This is a genomic window from Escherichia albertii (assembly GCF_028622335.1).
Lineage (GTDB): Bacteria > Pseudomonadota > Gammaproteobacteria > Enterobacterales > Enterobacteriaceae > Escherichia > Escherichia albertii.
This window is the reverse complement of record NZ_CP117568.1, coordinates 4,060,866-4,079,251: the sequence shown is the minus strand read 5'-3', so window position 1 is coordinate 4,079,251 and position 18,386 is coordinate 4,060,866. Positions and strand designations below refer to the sequence as shown.

Annotated in this window: 13 protein-coding genes and 1 pseudogene; 4 read left to right on the top strand and 10 right to left on the bottom strand. The window is 49.3% G+C overall.

Going from position 1 to position 18,386, the window contains the following annotated elements:
• Positions 1-114: 114 nt before the first annotated feature.
• Positions 115-747 carry a LysE family transporter gene (locus PS053_RS19690; RefSeq protein ID WP_256879069.1) on the top strand — a complete coding sequence of 211 codons (633 nt, stop codon included), beginning with the start codon at positions 115-117 and terminating at the stop codon, positions 745-747.
• Positions 748-773: 26 nt separating this feature from the next.
• Here the strand turns inward: PS053_RS19690 and PS053_RS23200 are convergent.
• The 7 genes and pseudogenes from PS053_RS23200 to PS053_RS19655 all read right to left on the bottom strand — a co-directional run.
• Positions 774-910 (bottom strand): annotated as a pseudogene (locus PS053_RS23200) (hypothetical protein); the annotation flags it as partial.
• A gap of 546 nt (positions 911-1,456) precedes the next feature.
• The gene (locus tag PS053_RS19685) at positions 1,457-2,839 is read right to left on the bottom strand and encodes an amidohydrolase family protein (RefSeq protein WP_059225103.1); all 1,383 of its coding nucleotides are present in this window, start codon (positions 2,837-2,839) and stop codon (positions 1,457-1,459) included.
• A gap of 9 nt (positions 2,840-2,848) precedes the next feature.
• Positions 2,849-3,799: a carbamate kinase family protein gene (locus PS053_RS19680; protein ID WP_137651129.1), complete on the bottom strand. Its 951-nt coding sequence runs from the start codon at positions 3,797-3,799 to the stop codon at positions 2,849-2,851.
• 153 nt (positions 3,800-3,952) lie between these two features.
• Positions 3,953-5,371 (bottom strand): YlbE family protein, encoded by a 1,419-nt coding sequence (locus tag PS053_RS19670; RefSeq protein ID WP_256879070.1) that lies wholly within the window; start codon positions 5,369-5,371, stop codon positions 3,953-3,955.
• Positions 5,371-6,918 (bottom strand): acyl-CoA synthetase FdrA, encoded by a 1,548-nt coding sequence (fdrA, locus tag PS053_RS19665; RefSeq protein ID WP_256879071.1) that lies wholly within the window; start codon positions 6,916-6,918, stop codon positions 5,371-5,373. The genes PS053_RS19670 and fdrA overlap by 1 nt, the downstream gene beginning before the upstream one ends.
• Positions 6,908-7,771: an oxamate carbamoyltransferase subunit AllH family protein gene (locus tag PS053_RS19660; protein WP_256879072.1), complete on the bottom strand. Its 864-nt coding sequence runs from the start codon at positions 7,769-7,771 to the stop codon at positions 6,908-6,910. Before PS053_RS19660 ends, fdrA begins: the two co-directional genes overlap by 11 nt.
• A 39-nt stretch (positions 7,772-7,810) precedes the next feature.
• The gene (locus tag PS053_RS19655; protein ID WP_059214941.1) at positions 7,811-8,416 is read right to left on the bottom strand and encodes an ankyrin repeat domain-containing protein; all 606 of its coding nucleotides are present in this window, start codon (positions 8,414-8,416) and stop codon (positions 7,811-7,813) included.
• 257 nt (positions 8,417-8,673) lie between these two features.
• Between PS053_RS19655 and PS053_RS19650 the strand changes: the two genes are divergently transcribed.
• On the top strand, positions 8,674-9,171 hold the full coding sequence (locus tag PS053_RS19650) for a DUF1097 domain-containing protein (RefSeq protein WP_059216706.1): 498 nt from the start codon (positions 8,674-8,676) through the stop codon (positions 9,169-9,171).
• A 91-nt stretch (positions 9,172-9,262) separates the two neighbouring features.
• Positions 9,263-10,198 (top strand): LysR substrate-binding domain-containing protein, encoded by a 936-nt coding sequence (locus PS053_RS19645; RefSeq protein ID WP_001084378.1) that lies wholly within the window; start codon positions 9,263-9,265, stop codon positions 10,196-10,198.
• A gap of 37 nt (positions 10,199-10,235) precedes the next feature.
• On the opposite strand, the gene PS053_RS19640 is transcribed toward PS053_RS19645, so the two are convergent.
• The gene (locus tag PS053_RS19640; protein WP_000536082.1) at positions 10,236-11,348 is read right to left on the bottom strand and encodes an EAL domain-containing protein; all 1,113 of its coding nucleotides are present in this window, start codon (positions 11,346-11,348) and stop codon (positions 10,236-10,238) included.
• Between the two features lie 143 nt (positions 11,349-11,491).
• Positions 11,492-15,469, bottom strand: coding sequence for an autotransporter outer membrane beta-barrel domain-containing protein (locus PS053_RS19635; RefSeq protein ID WP_256879073.1), 3,978 nt, complete (start codon positions 15,467-15,469; stop codon positions 11,492-11,494).
• Positions 15,470-16,393: 924 nt separating this feature from the next.
• Between PS053_RS19635 and PS053_RS19630 the strand changes: the two genes are divergently transcribed.
• Positions 16,394-17,383 carry an aldo/keto reductase gene (locus tag PS053_RS19630; RefSeq protein ID WP_256879074.1) on the top strand — a complete coding sequence of 330 codons (990 nt, stop codon included), beginning with the start codon at positions 16,394-16,396 and terminating at the stop codon, positions 17,381-17,383.
• Positions 17,384-17,393: 10 nt separating this feature from the next.
• On the opposite strand, the gene PS053_RS19625 is transcribed toward PS053_RS19630, so the two are convergent.
• Positions 17,394-18,287 (bottom strand): LysR family transcriptional regulator, encoded by an 894-nt coding sequence (locus tag PS053_RS19625; RefSeq protein WP_044712046.1) that lies wholly within the window; start codon positions 18,285-18,287, stop codon positions 17,394-17,396.
• Positions 18,288-18,386: the final 99 nt, after the last annotated feature.

Below are 18,386 nucleotides of genomic sequence, written 5' to 3'. Positions count from 1 at the left end.
ATCAACGGGGCGGCCCTCTCCTGGTTTGACTGTCTTTGTGATCCTGTTCGCATTCAGTCAGTTTTACTATAAATAGGATGAGGTTAATTAAGCTCATTAATGGATGAAATCACTATGGACCCTTTACACGCCGTTTATCTGACTGTCGGACTGTTCGTAATGACCTTTTTTAATCCCGGAGCAAATTTATTCATCGTGGTACAAACCAGCCTGGCCTCAGGCCGTCGCGCTGGCGTAGTGACCGGGCTCGGTGTGGCGCTGGGCGATGCTTTCTATTCCGGGTTAGGGTTGTTTGGCATGGCGACACTCATTACCCAATGTGAAGAGATTTTCTCGCTCATTAAAATCACTGGCGGCGCTTATCTCTTATGGTTTGCCTGGAGCAGTATGCGCCGCCAGTCAGCCCCGCAAATGAGCACGCTACAGCAACCACTCAGCGCCCCCTGGTATGTATTTTTTCGCCGTGGATTAATTACCGATCTTTCTAATCCACAGACCGTTTTGTTTTTTATCAGTATTTTTTCGGTAACGTTAAACGCGGAAACACCAGGTTGGGCGCGTTTAACGGCCTGGGCAGGAATTGTTCTTGCCTCTGTTATCTGGCGTATATTTCTTAGTCAGGCATTTTCTTTACCGACCGTGCGTCGTGCGTATGGACGTATGCAAAGTGTAGCCAGTCGGGTAATTGGCGCGATTATCAGCGTATTCGCGCTACGTCTGATTTACGAAGGAATAGTGCAGCGGTAATAACATCTGAACTGATAATGAAACTTCTACGTAATCAACCCGATTTGCCTTATCCGGCTCATGGGCGATGATGCCACCGTAATGCGTGGTCCTTAATTTCCGATGAGTTTACTTGAGTCTTTGCTTCCCATTTCAGCCCACCGTCCCCTGTGTGGGCTTTTTTCGTTTCGGCTTGTGACAATATTATTTATTGTTCAGCAAACAGTCAAAAAGAAGAATATTTAATATTCTGGACGTATTAAAAAATGGAAATAGCAAGATGAGAAATTGGACCGCCATCGAGGCCTCGAACCCCGTACCATACAACAATCCTGGTTGTCGTCTGCTCTTCCTGATGAGCTAATGGCGGTTTTTGATATAAACCTTCCAGCATATTTTCTGTCAGGTCTTAGTGCGATGCGTAAGATATAGAAAACACCCTACATAAACATGACGAAAATATGATGTTTTTATATGAATGTCAACATATTCATTCACAAGACGTCTTTGCTGTTTATTAATTAAACACCAGCAAATTCCTGTCTACTTATCATTTTAATTAGCAACTCAATTCCATCTCAGTCGGAATGGATTTTATCGCTCCCCTAAACTAAAACAGTGTCGGAGAGCGAGGTTATTATGTGGCGATACGCGATATTTCACATCGCCTCGCAGACGTCGTTAATTTGCCCGACACAAAAGAAACGCTTACGGGTGCATCAAATATGTATCACCCCGCCACACTTCCCCATACCAGTTGTCCTTTATGGAAGGTTGCCACTCTCGGCGAGATACGCGCCACCGCTTCGGCAGAACAGGAGGCGTCCACCAGCACAAAGCTGGCGTCATCCTGCGCTTTTGGCCACACGCGCTCGCCTTTTTCATTCAGCGGCAATACGTCACCGGTGGCTAAAAACAGCGAGCGGGATAAATTCTGTTCGTTAGGACGAATATAAAGCTGCGCATAAAGATTGGCTTTTTCCAGCATGTCGCCCAGGCCGTAAGGCGACCAGTGGTCGATAACGCTGTCGGTGCCGGTCATCACTTTTACGCCTTTATCGTGTAACTGTTTGAGCGGCATATGTAGCGTGCCAATTGGCACCGTCGAGGCAATAGAAATTTGCTGCGCCACCATGCGATTCGCCAGTTCATCTACCTGTTGCTCGTTGAGCGTTGCCAGCGCAAAGGCGTGGCTGATGGTCAGCTTGCCTTTCAGTTGCGGCGTTTTCTCCACCGTTTCCACCATATAATTGATGGCTGCCACGCCCGCCGGAGTGGTTTCGTGCAGGTGGATATCGACACCTTTGTCGTAGTCCAGCGCAATCTGGAACATGGTATCGAGGGATTTTTCCATCGCGCCATCAACACTGGTCGGGTCCAGCCCGCCGACGTAATGTGCCCCTGCCTGCATCGCTTCTCGCATCAAAGGTTCCGATTTCGACAGCAGTAAACCGTGCTGCGGGAAGGCGACGATTTCACACTCGAAGCCCGTCTGACGTCGCGCCAGCACCGCCTGCAAATTTTGCAGATTTTTCAGACCGGAAACCGGTTCAATATTGCAGTGGCTACGGGCGATAGTGGTGCCTTTCGATTGCAATAAATCGATCAGTTTTTCCGCCCGCGCCTGAGTGTAGGGTTGCAGCTCCGGCAGCATTTTCTGCTCGAGCGTGATCATGTCCTGGATGGTGGTGCCTGCCGGGCGATTGAGTGAGCGCCACGGCCCGCCATAAAAGGTTTTGTCGAGATGAATATGCATGTCGCGGGTAGTGGGCAACATCAACTTACCGCCAGTATCATAGTGCGGCAGCGTAGCATCCGGGTGCTGTTTGTTCTCGCGCAAGGCAACAATTTTGCCGTCCTGAATCTCCACGGTCTGGCGCGCCGTGCGAGTCTGCACAGCCACACCATTTTCGTAGTCAAAACCGATTTCCAGCAGCACGTTGTCGAGATAATAGTGCGGGTCAGTGATTTTCATGGTGTTATTTGCGTCGCAGTGGATGGTGCCAGAAACTGCCGCATGGGCGAGCGGCACAGAGGTACCAAACAGCGCGGCGGCGGTGACCATCTTACCGCTTTGGCTGAGAAACTCACGGCGGCTATTGTTTTCTTTCATCTTACGTCCTTACGTTTTAATAATATGGGTGCCCGTTTCACCGCGCAGCGCCGCTGGCAGGCATTCCGGCGTGGTGATAATCACTTCTTTGCCGCCTTGTTCCAGGAATGTCAGACTGGCGATGATTTTTGGCAACATGCTGCCAGGCGGAAAATGCCCTTCCTGCATATAGCGGGTCATGGTGGCAATATCTACGCGATCCAGCGCCTGCTGCTGCGGTTTGCCAAAGTGGATACTCACTTTTTCCACGCCGGTGGTGATCACCAGAATGTCGGCGTGAATTTCACGGGCTAACAGCGCAGTAGAGAGATCTTTGTCGATAACCGCGTCCACGCTTTGGTAATCTCCTGCTTCGCTGCGCACCACCGGAATTCCGCCGCCGCCCGCGCCAATCACTACAAAGCCTTGTTGGATCAGCGCCTTAATGGCAGGTGCTTCGACAATACGTTGTGGTTCCGGCGAGGCAACCACGCGGCGATAGCCCCGTCCGGCATCTTCAACAAAGCGCCAGTCAGGGTTTGCTTTTTGTAATTCGTCACGCTGGCTTTCACTAAAGAATGCGCCGATGGGCTTGGTGGGATGAGCAAACCCCGGATCGTTTTTATCTACTTCTACTTGAGTCACCACGGTGACGGCTTTTTTCTCGCCGTGACGCGCCAGTCGGTTGTTCAGCGCCTGTTGTATCAGGTAGCCGATGCCGCCTTGCGTATCCGCCACACAGTTCGCCAGCGGCGTTAGCGGCAGACCTTCGCGCTCGTGGGCAATCTCCGCACGGCGTAAATCCAGCCCGACCTGTGGCCCGTTGCCGTGGGTCAGCACAATGTCGTAATCGGAAGCCAGCATTTCCAGCACTGTGTCGGCGACGGCTTTCACCGCCTCCGCCTGATGCTCAATCGACTGGCTGGCGTTATCTTTGATAATGCTGTTGCCACCAATGGCAACGACCACAAGTTCTTTCATATTGTTATGTCCGCGACAGAGGGTGATGGGGTTATGACCAACGTCAAATTGCCTGATGCGCTACGCTTATCAGGCCTACAGATTCTCGCGCCATCCGTAGGCCGGATAAGGCGTTCACGCCGCATCCGGCATGAACAACGCGCGCTTTGCAGGTCAAACGCCGTAACGCTCGCACCAGCCAAGAATGGCTTTCTCAAAGCAGGCAAAAGGTGGATGCACAATACCCGCGCCAATCATGCCGACGCCCGCATCTTTATGAGCGATGGCGGTGTTGATCACCGGCAGAATGCCGCTGCTACCCACGCGGGTGATGTCGATTGCCGATGGCACGCCCATAAACCCCAGTAGCGGAATGGTGACGTTGGGGTTTTCACCGAGGGTGATTTCACGCATCTGACGGGAGAAATCGATAGCCTCTTCCACCGTGCCGCCCACCAGCGCGACGATCGCAGGCGCGGTCGCCATCGCAAATCCGCCAATACCGTAGGTTTCGGTGATGGCGCTGTCGCCAATATCCAGCCCTGAATCTTCCGGCTTATAACCGGCAAACATCGGGCCGATGACCTGCTGCGCCGGGCCGGTAAACCACTGCCCCGGCAGGCCGCTAACCCGCAGGCCGAACTCGACGCCGTTACGCGCCATGGTGGTCACCACGGTGCTGTATTCGATGCCGTGCGCCGCATCCATCGCCGCTTTACACATCGCCATCCACGTCGGGCCGGAGAAGTAGTCGCTGCTGGCGACAAACTCAAACACTTCGCGCTGTTGCTCGACGGAATAACCTGCCTGAATAATCCCCGGCGTCAGCGCCTGAATCAGCAGCGTCGTCCCGGCGTTATTGCGGTTATGGCACTCATCGCCCATATGCAACGCCTGCGCCAGCATTAAGCGCAGATCGATCTCGCCGATAATTTTCATCGCGTCACGCAGCATTGGCCCCTGCACATCGCGCATCCAGTTGAGGCGGTCAATCACGCTCTGATCGTTGGCACCCATACGCAAAATCTTCGCCATCTGCTCGCTCATGTTGGTGTAAGCGACGTTGCCGTAGGTTTTGTTTTTCACGATGTGCATAAACATCGAGGCAGAGGTAACGCCCGCCATCGACCCCACGCAGTCATGTTCGTGGCACGGCGAGAAAGTGATCTCCCCGGAAGCCGCCAGTTCAGCCGCCTCGTCGAGATCTTTTGCCAGCCCTTCGAACACCAGCGCCCCGGTGACCGCGCCTTTCATCGCGCCGCACATTTTTTCCCAGGTCACTGGTGGTCCGGCGTGAAGAATGGTTTTCGGCGTCATGCCCGGCACCACGTTAATGGCCTGATCAAAACCAATCAGCACCGGATGCGACTGGATAATGCGCTCCAGCGCCTGCTGGTTAGCGGCGGCGATTTTGTCCGCCAGCGGCGAATCGACAATGTTGTCCAGCGCCTGCACCACCTGCATATTGCCCTGCCCCGGCGGCGTCCAGTCGAGTTGGGTCACTTCTACATGCTGCTTTTTCAGGTCATCGCTAAACATGGCGATGCCGGCGTTAATAACGTTCAACGGTTGGCTAAACAGTGACGGGTTCATCAGGCTTCCTCCCCTTTGCAGATAAATTCACGCGCCAGTAATCCGGTATTGGTGCTGCTGCTGGCCAGAATTACCCCGGCATCAAGCAGCATCTGGCTTTGTTGTTCTAATGATGGCGTATCGAGATCGGTGCCCAGCACATAGGCGAGAATGATCAACTCGCGTCCTTCGGCAGCGGCGATCGCTTTCGCTTCTTTGATCGCCTTGATGGTGGAACCGACCGGATCTTCATGCGATCCAAATCCGAGCACAAAATCCATCACGATCACCGCCACCTGTGGATCGCGCGCTTCTTCGATCAAGCGGCTGATGCGGTTGGTGGGGTCAATCATCGGGTGCGGCTTGCCGTTGGTGAAGTCGTCATCGCCAAAGTCGAGGAAGGTGTGTTTGATGCTGCGGTTGATATCTTGCAGGCGAAATTCAGGATCGGGCTGAATATTGCTGTAGACATCGCCGTGTTTTTCCATCACCGCGAACATGGTTTCGTCGCACAGCGTGCCGCCGCAGAACAGGCCACGAATGTATTTCTGCTGCGGTTTCAGGCGAGCGCGGACATCCGCAATCAACGGTTGGTTCAGGGTATGCAGGTCGAGATGTTCTTGTTTCACGCCGGAGAGCATCACCGCTTTCAGCGCCGCCTCTTTAGTACCGCGGGCAAACTGTAGCCCCTGCTCATCCACTGGCGTTTCACCACGACCGAGGAAGCAGACCACCACCAGTTTGCGACAGTCGCGCGCACGTTCCAGCACTTTGCGTGCCACCGCAGGCGCAGGCGGTTTGGAGATAAGCACAATGATTTCAGTTTGCGGGTCATTTTCCAGCATCCCGATAGCGTCGAGCATCATCAGGCCGCCGATTTTCTCGCTCAGGTCGCGCCCGCCAGTGCCAATCAGTTGCGAAACGCCGCCGCCAAATTCATGAATGCGGACGCTCAGTTCCTGACTGCCGGTGCCGGATGCGCCAACAATACCGATGTTGCCGCGACGCACAGCGTTACCAAAGCAGAGCGCCGCGCCGTTGATAATCGCCGTGCCACAGTCTGGCCCCATCATCAGCAGCCCTTTTTCGTGGGCCAGTTGCTTGAGCGCCAGTTCATCTTCAACCGAGACGTTATCGGAAAACAGCATCACGTTAAGATCGTTTTGCAGCGCCTGACGCGCTTCGCGAGCGGCAAACAGACCGTTGACCGAAATCACTGCTAGGTTACTTTCCAGGATATGCTTTTTGGCGCTGGCAATAGTGGCGTAACGCGCTTCATGCGAGCCGCTTTGCGCTTTAGTGTTGAACAGCTCTTCAATCTCCACCAGCAACTGCTCGTTGTCCGCGCCCGCTTTGCCGTTGATGACAATCATCAGGTCACCGTTTTTCGCCTGTTCCAGCTCCGGCGTCAGCAGTCCTAAATTCTTCAGAACGCCTTTGTTCATTTCGGTCGCCATCGCCACAAATGCCTGCTCGACGCCGTCGAGTTTATTTGCACGTGTGGAGATAGACATCAGCGAGACCGAATCAAAATAGGTATTCGGTTTAATGACTATTTTAACTGACATAATTCCCTCCGTAGGTTTGACTCAGCGCACAACCATCGGCCATGCCATACAGCATGTCGCAGCCGGAACTGGAGCCAATATGTTTAATTTTTTCTATTGCCTGGGTTGCGTTCCCAGGGATGTCATAAATAATGTTGTAAATAAAACGATGAATATTTTCCCGACTGCGTTGTTGTAATGCGGCTTCCAGCGTTATGGCACTTAGTAATGTGGTATTATTTCTGCCGCGTTGCAGACCAAGATAAAATTGCTCTTTGTATTTTTCCGCCGGGTGCCCGGGAATAAATAAAATAAGCGCCAGACCTGTTAAATAATCGTCGGCTGATGGCGTAAGGCCAATCCCTAAGCCCATCATACTGGCGACCGCTGAGTCGATATTTTGTTTATCGATTACTGCCTGAATAAGCGCGTGTCTCCTGATATGTAATTCTTTATTTAATGCCTGATAAAACGGATTATCGCCGCGATAATTAAACAGGGTTTCATTTTCCCCCAGGTGCTGATGAATAATGTCGTGCCACTGTTGCCAGGTGATAAGGCGAAAATTTTCAGCCGTCATTTGCCATGTTGGGGAGTGCCAAATCCGGCAATGACTCATCTCTATATGAAGATGTTGACCAACCGTAATGACTTGTTCGTCAAACTGAACCTTATCACCATGACGGAACAGACCATCAAAGTGAGTGAGTGCCAACCGACAACTGTTTGGCGCATTGTCGTACTCTTCACAAAGCAGCGTCAGCAACTGCTGGCGGGCCGGGAGTGCGATATTTACCGCTCTGGCAAAGACCTGTTCAACCTGTCCTTGACCCCGCTGCGCCAGAAAATCCGTATCCGCAGTTAGCGCCCACACACACCGTCTTTCTGGTGTGTTGATAGCAAGCCTCCTGGGTTATGCGCCTGCGACAATCAGCAGCTGCGCAATCTCTTCAAAACCGCGCTCCCGCGCCAGTTCCAGCGGTGTTTTGCCATACTTATCCGTCATGTGCGGACTGGCGCCGTGTTCCAGCAATAACTGGACAATCGCCTGCTGTTTAATCCCGCCATCATTAAGCACAATCGCTTCCAGTAGTGGCGTCCAGCCAACATGGTTGGTCTGGTTAACGTTAATCTCCGTATTTGCCAAAAGCTCTTTTACAATACTTAAATGGCCTTTTTCACAGGCTGGCGTCAGGCCGACACCGCCAAAACGGGTTACGCAATTAAGATCGGGTTTAGCCGGTAAAATAATTCGTAGTAGCGTTAAATCACCGGTCAGGCAGCTTATTAAAAAAGGATTTAAACAGGTCTTATCCTGTTTATTAATATCTGCCCCGGCATCAATTAACACCTGCACGCAAGCATATTGCTGATATAAACTTGCCAGCGTAATTGCCGTTTTCCCCTGGCGATCGCAGGTATTAATATCGACGCCCAGCGCAAGACAGGTTTTTACTTTATCGATATCGCCCTGTTGTGCAGCCAATAAATAGTCGGCAGGTAGATTTTTTATAGTCATTCACATTCCCCTGGTTTTTGTGGCTGTTTTCGATGAATTGAGAATAGCAATGATAATCTGATAAAAGAACCCGCTTAAATTTAATTCGCCATATTTCGCCTTTTTGTTGAATATCATTCAACAATCATTAAGCCGTGTGCGGTAGTGCAATATTTGTTTCTTTGCCCCGATACCCTTTCACTCAATTGGGTTTTATTTCTCTATAGTCTGCACATGTAAGAGCAACACCTATTCAATTCTAACCAGAGGAGAACAAGATGAACGGACTCACTGCAACAGGGATCACCGTGGGGATTTGCGCAGGCCTTTGGCAGATGGTGTCATCACATATCGGAGTCTCTCAAGGATGGGAATTATTAGGAACGATTGGCTTCGTCGCCTTTTGTAGTTTTTATGCCGCAGGCGGCGGTAAATCGGGGTTTATCAAGAGCCTTGCCGTCAATTATTCCGGGATGGTTTGGGCATTTTTCGCCGCACTGACCTCCGGCTGGCTGGCTTCCGTGAGCGGGCTTTCCAGCTTCTGGGCCAGCGTGATTACCACCGTACCATTTTCAGCGGTAGTGGTCTGGCAAGGGCGCTTCTGGTTACTGTCGTTCATTCCCGGCGGCTTTCTGGGCATGACGCTGTTTTTTGCCAGCGGACTTAACTGGACGGTGACGATACTGGGTTTTCTGGCGGGTAACTGTGTAGGGATAATTTCTGAATATAGCGGGCGAAAATTGAGCGAAACAACAACAAAAAGCGATGGGTATTAAAAGTTATTCAAAAATGATTACCCATCTTTAGTCAATATCTCTACAGTCATGGTTGGAGAAACTCAGATTAGATAATGGCGGGAATGGTTTAATGAACTCAATTTTTACTGAAGAAAACCTGTTGGCGTTTACTACCGCCGCACGTTTTGGCAGCTTTAGTAAAGCCGCGGATGAATTGGGGTTAACCACTTCCGCCATTAGCTACACGATTAAGCGAATGGAGACAGGGCTGGATGTTGTGCTCTTTACTCGCAACACCCGCAATATTGAGCTAACGGAATCCGGGCGTTATTTTTTTCGCAAGGCCACCGATCTGCTGAATGATTTCCACGCCATCAAGCGCAGCATCGATACCATTTCACAGGGTATAGAAGCGCGTATTCGAATTTGTATTAATCAGTTGCTTTATACGCCCAGACACACCGCGCGCTTATTACAAGTGCTGAAAAAGCAGTTTCCCACTTGCCAGATTACTGTCACCACCGAGGTGTATAACGGCGTCTGGGACGCCATTATTAATAATCAGGCAAATATTGCCATTGGCGCTCCCGATACCCTGCTGGACGGCGGCGGTATTGATTACACCGAGATTGGCGCCATTCGCTGGGCATTTGCTATCGCCCCGGATCATCCGCTGGCCTTTATGCCAGAACCAATAGCCGAAAGCCAGTTACGCCTTTATCCCAACATCATGGTAGAAGACACTGCGCATACCATTAATAAAAAAGTGGGTTGGTTGCTGCACGGTCAGGAATCAATCCTGGTGCCTGATTTCAATACTAAATGCCAATGCCAGATCCTGGGCGAAGGTATCGGTTTTTTGCCTGATTACATGGTTCGCGAGGCGATGGCGCAATCACTGCTGGTTACCCGGCAAATCCATAATCCGCGTCAGGATTCGCGCATGTTACTGGCAACCCAGCACTCTGCTACGGGTCAGGTGACGCAGTGGATTAAAAAACAGTTTGCGTCAAAAGGGATATTAACTGAGATTTATCAGGATTTACTGCATCGGGAGAGCTGCTAAGAGCAACTCTCTCACAGGCCCCGAAACAGTTGCGAAGCTATTTGTTTCTTGTTCCCAGTGAAACACCCATTCCTTTTTTAACCCATTCAGTGACAAATTTCTCACCCGGTACCGGCGGAGAAAACAAATACCCTTGCAAAAAGTGAACGCCTTTCCCGATCATTAAATCGGCCTGCTCCTGAGTTTCCACCCCTTCCGCAACAATATTAAGACCCGGCTTACGTGCCAGCTCGACAATATTGTCCACAATATGACCAGAAATTTCGTCAACACTCGCCATTTGCACAAACGATTTATCAATTTTAATAAAATCGACCGGAAACGCTTGCAAGTAGCGATAGGTCGCATAACCGGTACCAAAATCGTCCAGGGCAAAAGTAATGTTATGTCGGTGTAAGCTGTCAAATATCGCTCTGGCCTCTGGTGTAACAGGGATCGGATTGCGTTCAGTTAATTCCAGAACCAATTTAATTTTGTTATCCCCTAATTTTTTCACCAGGTGAAGGCACTCACGCTCAAACCCGGATGCCATGAAACAGCCTGCGGACACGTTAATCCCAATATGGAAATTGTCCGGTAGCAAATGTTTTACCGGCAACAGAATATCTGCTGTTTGTTTCATCAACTGACGGGTCATTATCACAATAAGACCGGAAGATTCTGCCAGCGGGATGAACTGATCCGGCGGGATTATTCCCGTTTGCGGATGTTCCCAACGAACCAGGATTTCGCAGCCGGTTAATTCACCTGTTTGTGCACAGAAAACGGGTTGAATCCACGGTTTGAACTCATGGTTTTCCAGCGCCAGGCTGATGGCTTCAGGCGTGATAACATGATGAAAATGGTTGTCAGGGATATAAAATTTATTTTTACTTCCCGTGGCGGAGACTACCTGCGGATGATACTGAAAAAAGATATCCCGCCAGAAGGTGATATCGCTCTGGATCCCTAATTTTTCATACAGTTGCTTCTTTTGATGTGAAATTGTCTTTGCACTGCGATTTCTGTACTGTGAGATTTCTGTAACCGACATCCCCTCCATCAACAGCTTGAGTAAAAGCCGTTCTTTTTCGGACACAATGTCAGGCAACGCTAAATTAACCGTTGCCCCGAACTCTTTCAGAAAAACACTCAAATCATAAGAACCCATTTAACACACCATTGATTAAATCATGTGCGTCAGCCAACTCCGATTGTTTCCCCTGCGACGGAAAAGCTGACGGCAAGAATAATTGATTCAAAGAGCCGAATTATGCCAAATTCGGCTCTCTTTTCCTCAACAGATTATTCAGATCAGAATGACCATTTAACGCCAATCGTCGCCGAGGTATCGTTATACCCTTTATCAGCAACCTGAACGCCGACATTTCCCCATACATTCAGATGGGAATTTATCTGACCTTCCACACCGGCTTTTACCTCTGCAATATTGCGAGAGCCATCCTGATACACGGCAACACGGTCCATGCGAGTACTGAAATCCTTACTATTATGCAACCAGTTCACTTCAGCAAATGGCTGGAATTCGCGAGATTTACCGTCGTCCATTTTATGGTGGCTCTTCAGCCAGGTTTTTACACCAAGACGGGTCTGAATATTACCATCACCTTCACTGCTGACTCGAGTGCCATTGCTTTCGCGATGTTTATCTGCTTTGATCCCCATCCAGGTAACCTGCGCTTGCGGCTGCACATACCATTCATTACGCGTTCCCTGACTTCCCATAAATTCGGTCAGTTTTTGTCGATATCCCGTCTCCAGCGAAGCGGTGAATCCTTTCGATTTATAAGATTCACTTTGTAAATCATCGCCTTTCACGGTGTTATCAAACCAACTGTACTGCACCCAACTATCAAGATACGCCCCATTACGCGACTCGTCATTGGCATACCAGGTGGCATACAGACCCGTGCTGTATCCGTTCACACTCGCTTTCGAGCGATAACCAGTTCGCGACGAGATTGTTTTGCTATCACTGTTGCCGTAACCCGCCATTACTCCCAAATGCCAACGATCGCCGCCGTTTTGGCTCCACTGCGCGATATCACCACCCAGTTGTAGAACATAACGATTGCTCTGGGTTTTTAGCTGACCGCTTCCATCACGCCATTTATTGTGGCCTCCTTCATGTCGCATCCACATGGTGGTTTGTTTCTGCTCGCCAGTCACCATGTCGGTATAGTACGTATTTCCTGAACGATCATGCAGTCGCGTAGTAAACATCGTATTAGCTGCTGCAAGGTTCGCAGTGTAGCTGCCAGCTTCAGGACGCAGGTCATTATCCAGATTCTGACCGGAATCAGGTGTTGGCGTCGGCGTCGGTGTTGGCGTCGGTTCTGGCTTTGGAGTCGGCGTCGGCTCTGGATTCGGCTGCGGATCCGGTGAATTATTCCCACTGGTCAAATACCAGTTGCCGCTATTCGCCCCCTGACCACGCGCAAGAGTGTAGTCATACGCCCCCGCCACGATACGTCCTGCCTGAACAAATTCCCCCTCAGATTTGCCGCCAACATGGATGAGTTCAATACCATTGAGCGTTTTAGCCCCAGTCCCACCAACGTTGTTAACCGTAACGGAAGTCGATCCGCTGGTATCTCCCTGTACGACCAGTTTATCCGTAGCTGAATTATCGCCATCCAGCACCGTATTCAGCACCAATTGTCCGTTATTACCGTGGTAGTTCCCTTTAATAATTAATTCATTACCTGCTTGCTGACCTGACATCCCCGCCATCAGCGTACCGCTGTTAGTCAGATTCCCCCCCAGGGTGTACTGCACAGGAGAAGTTAATGCCTTTTCACCCTTGTTATTCAGTGTCAGGGTGCCGTTGTTCTCGACGTTTGCACTCCCCAATCCTTGTGCATGGCTCACCAGAACACTGGCCCCGTTTGCAATATTCATATTAGCCGTCAGGCCGCTGTTATCAGCCGCAATATCCAGCGTACCGCCCTGAATATTCAACTCACCATTTCCTGTTAGCGAACCGGCCGAACGCCCTCCGTTAGCAAGAGTCAGACTCCCGCCATTGAGGTTAAGCAGAGAATCTACGCCGCCATCAAGCGTACCAATGGTCTGGCTATGACCATTCATATCCAATTGAGTCTCTGCGGCCAGGCGCAATTCGCGGGTATTGCCCAACACGTTATCATTATTCAGCAGGAGTGCCCCGCTGCGCAGATCGGTAATACCGGTATAGTCGTTATCCCTGTTAGATAGCGATACGGTCTGACCTTTCTGACTACTGAACGCCAGATCGCCGCTGCCGGTAATCTGCGCACTGAGATCGGCAGCATTCTCGCTTTTACCATTGGCGCTCAGCACCAGGGCGTTACTGTCGGTAGCCTGTAAATCAAGCTGCGTCAGGCCATAGCCAATATACAGGCCGTCATTATTTACCCCACTTGTCAGGCGATAGTCGTAAGTGCCAACAGCCGCCTTTTGCCCATTCTGTTGAATATCGCGCTGTGCACTACTGGTGAGAATTTGTCCATTTTGATCATGCAATTGCAGATTGCCAGCATCGCCGACTACGCTAGCACCTTTTGCATCAACCAGTTGAATGGTGCTATTGCCATCATCGACTTCAGTGAGCGATAACGCAGAGTCAATATCGCGGGAGACAGAGCGTACAACGTCACTGTCAGTTACCTGAATAACGCCCTCGCCCCGCAGATCCAGCGTTTTGCTAACGTTGACCGTCCCTTCTGTCATCTGTGCACCTGCTGCCAGGGCGCCAAAATCAACAGTTCCGCCGGAGAATCCCAGAGTGCTAATGGAGTGAGCGCCCTTACCCACCGTTATCTGGCTTCCCTGACCCGCTATCACTCCGCCCTTCGCCAGAAACTCGGCGTTCTGTTCCAGGTTAAATGTTGTGTTCTGAAATGCCAGAGAACCCTGGAACCAGTCGGTATAAGCATACTCATCGAAGGAGAATGCGTGATTCCCCATATTTATTTCAACAATGCCTTTACCTCGAAGATCGTTATCAAATATCCAATCTTTATTGGCATTAATTTGCAATTTGCCATCAACATCCAGATCCGCGCGACCGATGTTTCTGTCTTCAGAAATAACAGCGACAGCATCAGTAGCCACATCGATATATCCATAGAATGCATAATTATTTCCGGTCAAAGCAACCGTTCCACTATCGATGCTGATCGTTCCATTGCCAGAAATTTTATTGGCAAAGGTCATGTTACCATCAGCCTTCAGATGTAATTTCCCGCGGTTAGTGATATCTGCTGTACCTATATTTTGGGTAACTCCCAAAGCCCCCTTTTCCTCAATCGTTACTTTGCCGCTAAATGCAGAGTTATCGCCGGTTAAGTAAGTCGTACCATTGAGCGCATTGATATAGCCCAGCCCCTCGCTGCCACTGACAATATCCGCAGAAATAGTCGCATTTTTATCCGTGTGGTTTAAGGTGATTTTCTTGTCAGATGTATCTGCCCACACAAACTCAATTTTTTCGGCATCAATAATCCCTGCTGCCTTCGCCTCTTTCCCTTCCTGGGCACCTAATGCCAATTCCGAGTTGGTGCTTAAACTAATTTTCGGCGCAGAAATTTTACCACCTTCCGAAACTGCGAGTGTCGTATCGGAGCGTTGATTATAATAGCCCAGACTAATATGCTCACGAGCATTAACTTCACCGCCGTTATTAACTGACAGAAATTGATTACCACCGTAACTGCTATAAACCCCCATAAAGAAGGTTTCGGAATTTACCTGGCTGCCTTCACCACTGACGTTGCCCTGCAAATAAGTCAGGCGACTGGTGCCTTTAACATGAACTTTGCCACCGTTAGAGACATTAAAATAGCCCTTATCATGTCTCATGCCAGAGTTTGATTCATATAGATCATCAGCATACAACTCACTTCCCGCATTGGAAACGTTCAGGAACCCCGTTCCTTTTAGCAGAAAATTAAGCGGGCCATTGATATGTACCTTCCCTCCGGTGATATCCAGTCCGCCACCAGAAGCGAGAGTCAAACGCGGACGAGAAGAATCAGTTGCATTGATAACCAGGTTGGCATTGTCGGTAACTGTAATACGGTAATTGATGCTCTGGTTACTTGTACCGAACTCAACAGTCTTATCCTGGTCCACAATGACATCATTGGACACTGCCAGAGATGAATATAAACTTATCGCGCTAATTAAAACTGCCTTTGCCTTCTTTCCTTTTATTCTGCTTCCCAGTTCAGAACAGACACACCAACAGCTACGGGACCTGTTCCACTTTAGCTGATATATTTTATTCATGAGATTCTCCAGCAAGCATCCAGACAAAACTAAACACTCATAAACTACAATAGTTAAATACTATTCCCGTTCATGAGAGAGATAATAAAAATTCAAACAGACTGCATAATATTAAAAACTGTATACGTCAGATACACAGCTTAAAAATGAATATAAGGTTAGATCTCCACTGGATTCGTTTTATAAATTAACAACTGCAACATCATTCTTACATTAACTTCCAGCTTCGAACATAGAGGCATTATATGTATCTATGACCCCAAATCAACTTAAAATACAACTTACTGAAAGAGTTCTGGTTTCGATTATTAATACAAGAAAAAGTGGTAACACTAATTGAGTATCGGAATATAAGAATTGTCTCATTAAATATTATTAATTAATTTAAGACTGAATCCTTTCAGCGTAAAATAAAACAACTCTTTTCCATTAATAAATGACTATCTCTTAATATAATCCATACCGTAATTACAGGAAATGGCTTCTGCATTTAGTAAAAATGCAGGCATCAATTTTTAAACCAAATCTTTACAGCGTAAAATCACAATGACAGCAACAAACAATGCCTGGCTAATTTTCACCCACAAAACAAGCTCTCAAAAAGCAATATGTTCAGATAGCTGGATTTCTCAGTTGTAGGGACTCCGCCTTTTGAACGCCTTCTCTTGCCAAAAGGGGGCTTCCCCACTCTGCATATCTATTTATGAATTTTATTCATAGACCTAAGAAAATTACCATCTCTAATCAAATAAATTCTCCCGCGCTATGCTTTCCCCACAACAGATGCAAAACCGGGGTATCCAGCCGGAAGCCCGGGCGCCATTTGCAGAAGGAAGAAAGGGTTTATTCCAGCATCCCGAACTAACAAAGATTGCTGAAATGTATGGGAAAAGCGTCGATAACCGTGACAGAGAGGAAAAAATTATGCAAAAACGTTATCTTGGAAAATCAGGGCTGGAAGTATCGTCGCTGGGACTTGGCTGTATGGGACTTAGTCATGGTTATGGCCCAGCAACCGACACTCGTCAGGCAATTGAATTGATTCGAACTGCAGTAGAACGCGGTGTGACCTTCTTCGATACTGCCGAAGTTTACGGCCCATATCTGAATGAAGAGGTCGTGGGTGAAGCATTGCAACCATTTCGCGATCGCGTAGTTATCGCCACTAAATTTGGTTTTAGCTTAGACAATGGCAACAAAGAACGGGTATTAAATAGCCGTCCAGAGCATATTCGCAAAGCAGTGGAAGGGTCGCTTCGTCGCCTTAAAACTGATGTTATCGATCTGCTTTATCAGCATCGCGTTGACCCGGAAGTGCCAATCGAAGACGTTGCCGGTGCAGTTAAAGATCTGATTGCAGAAGGTAAAGTAAAACACTTCGGTCTTTCCGAAGCGGGTGCGCAAACCATTCGCCGCGCTCATGCCGTTCAACCCGTTACAGCCTTGCAAAGCGAATATTCTCTGTGGTGGAGGGAACCGGAACAAGAGATCCTGCCGTTGCTGGAAGAGCTGGGAATTGGTTTCGTGCCTTTTAGTCCATTAGGTAAAGGCTTCCTTACTGGTGCAATCACGTCCGGGACGACGTTTGGTAAAGACGATTTCCGCAGTATTGTGCCGCGCTTTAGCGAAGAATCTCTTGCCGCTAATGAAAAGCTGGTCACCTTACTGGGAGAATTAGCGGTAGAAAAAGGCGTGACGCCAGCACAAATTGCTCTGGCATGGTTGATGGCGCAAAAACCGTGGATTGTGCCGATTCCGGGTACCACTAAACTGCACCGTCTGGAGGAAAACCTCGGCGCCGCTAATGTCATCCTTTCTCAGACGGAGATGCAGAAGATAGAACAGGCGCTGGAGACGGTAAAAATCATTGGCGAGCGTTACCCAGCTAATCTTCAGGCGCTTATTGAGCGCTAAGCAATAGAGGTTATTGCCTGTACCGCAACGCTTCAATTAACAACGCAAAAGCGGGAGGGTGCTGTTTGCGACTTGGATAATAGAGATAGTAGCCTGGAAATGTCGGACACCAGTCTTGCAGAACCTGGACTAATTCGCCGGAATTAACTTTATCCGCAACGCTATCTTCAGGGACAAAAGCAATGCCGTAACCGCATATTGCCGCATCCAGTCGCTCATCTAAGACATTAAATGTCAACTGCCCCTGAACCTGAACACGCAGTGACTTTCCTTCTTTCTCAAACTCCCAGTGATACAAGCCGCCTGCCGTTGGCAGGCGCATATTAATGCAGCGATGATGCTGCAAATCATGAGGTGTTTCAGGAATCCCCATTGCCGAAAAATAGTCAGGAGATGCAACGACCGCCATACGCATATCCGGGCCAATCCTGACGGCAATCATGTCCTTATCAACGCTTTCGCCTAATCTGACGCCGGCATCAAAACGCCCTTCAACAATATTGACAAGACCGTTATCAACCACCAGTTCAACATTAATTTGCGGATATTGATGCAGAAACGGCTTCAGCTTTGGCCACAGAAGATAGCGAACGGCATGTTCGCCTGCTGACAAGCGAATATTGCCGGAGGTCGGCCCATCCCGTTCAATAACGGCACTCAACTCATGCTCAAGATCGGCAAGGCGAGGTTCGAGGCAGGCAATAATTTGCTCTCCCATTTCTGTCGGCGCCACACTGCGGGTTGTACGGGTCAACAGACGCACATTCAGACGCTCTTCCAGTGACTTCATCGCATGGCTGAGCGCAGACTGTGACACGCCAAGTTTTGCCGCCGCTTTGGTAAAACTTCGCTCCCGGGCAATCGCCAGAAATAATTGCAATTCAGCAAAGTTTTCTTTCAGCATCAGCCTTCTCCAGCTCACATTTTCAATCGGTTAGCGCGTCATTATCCCTACAAAAACATCTCTTTTAAAACCATAAAAATGATCTGCCGGGCCCCCCTG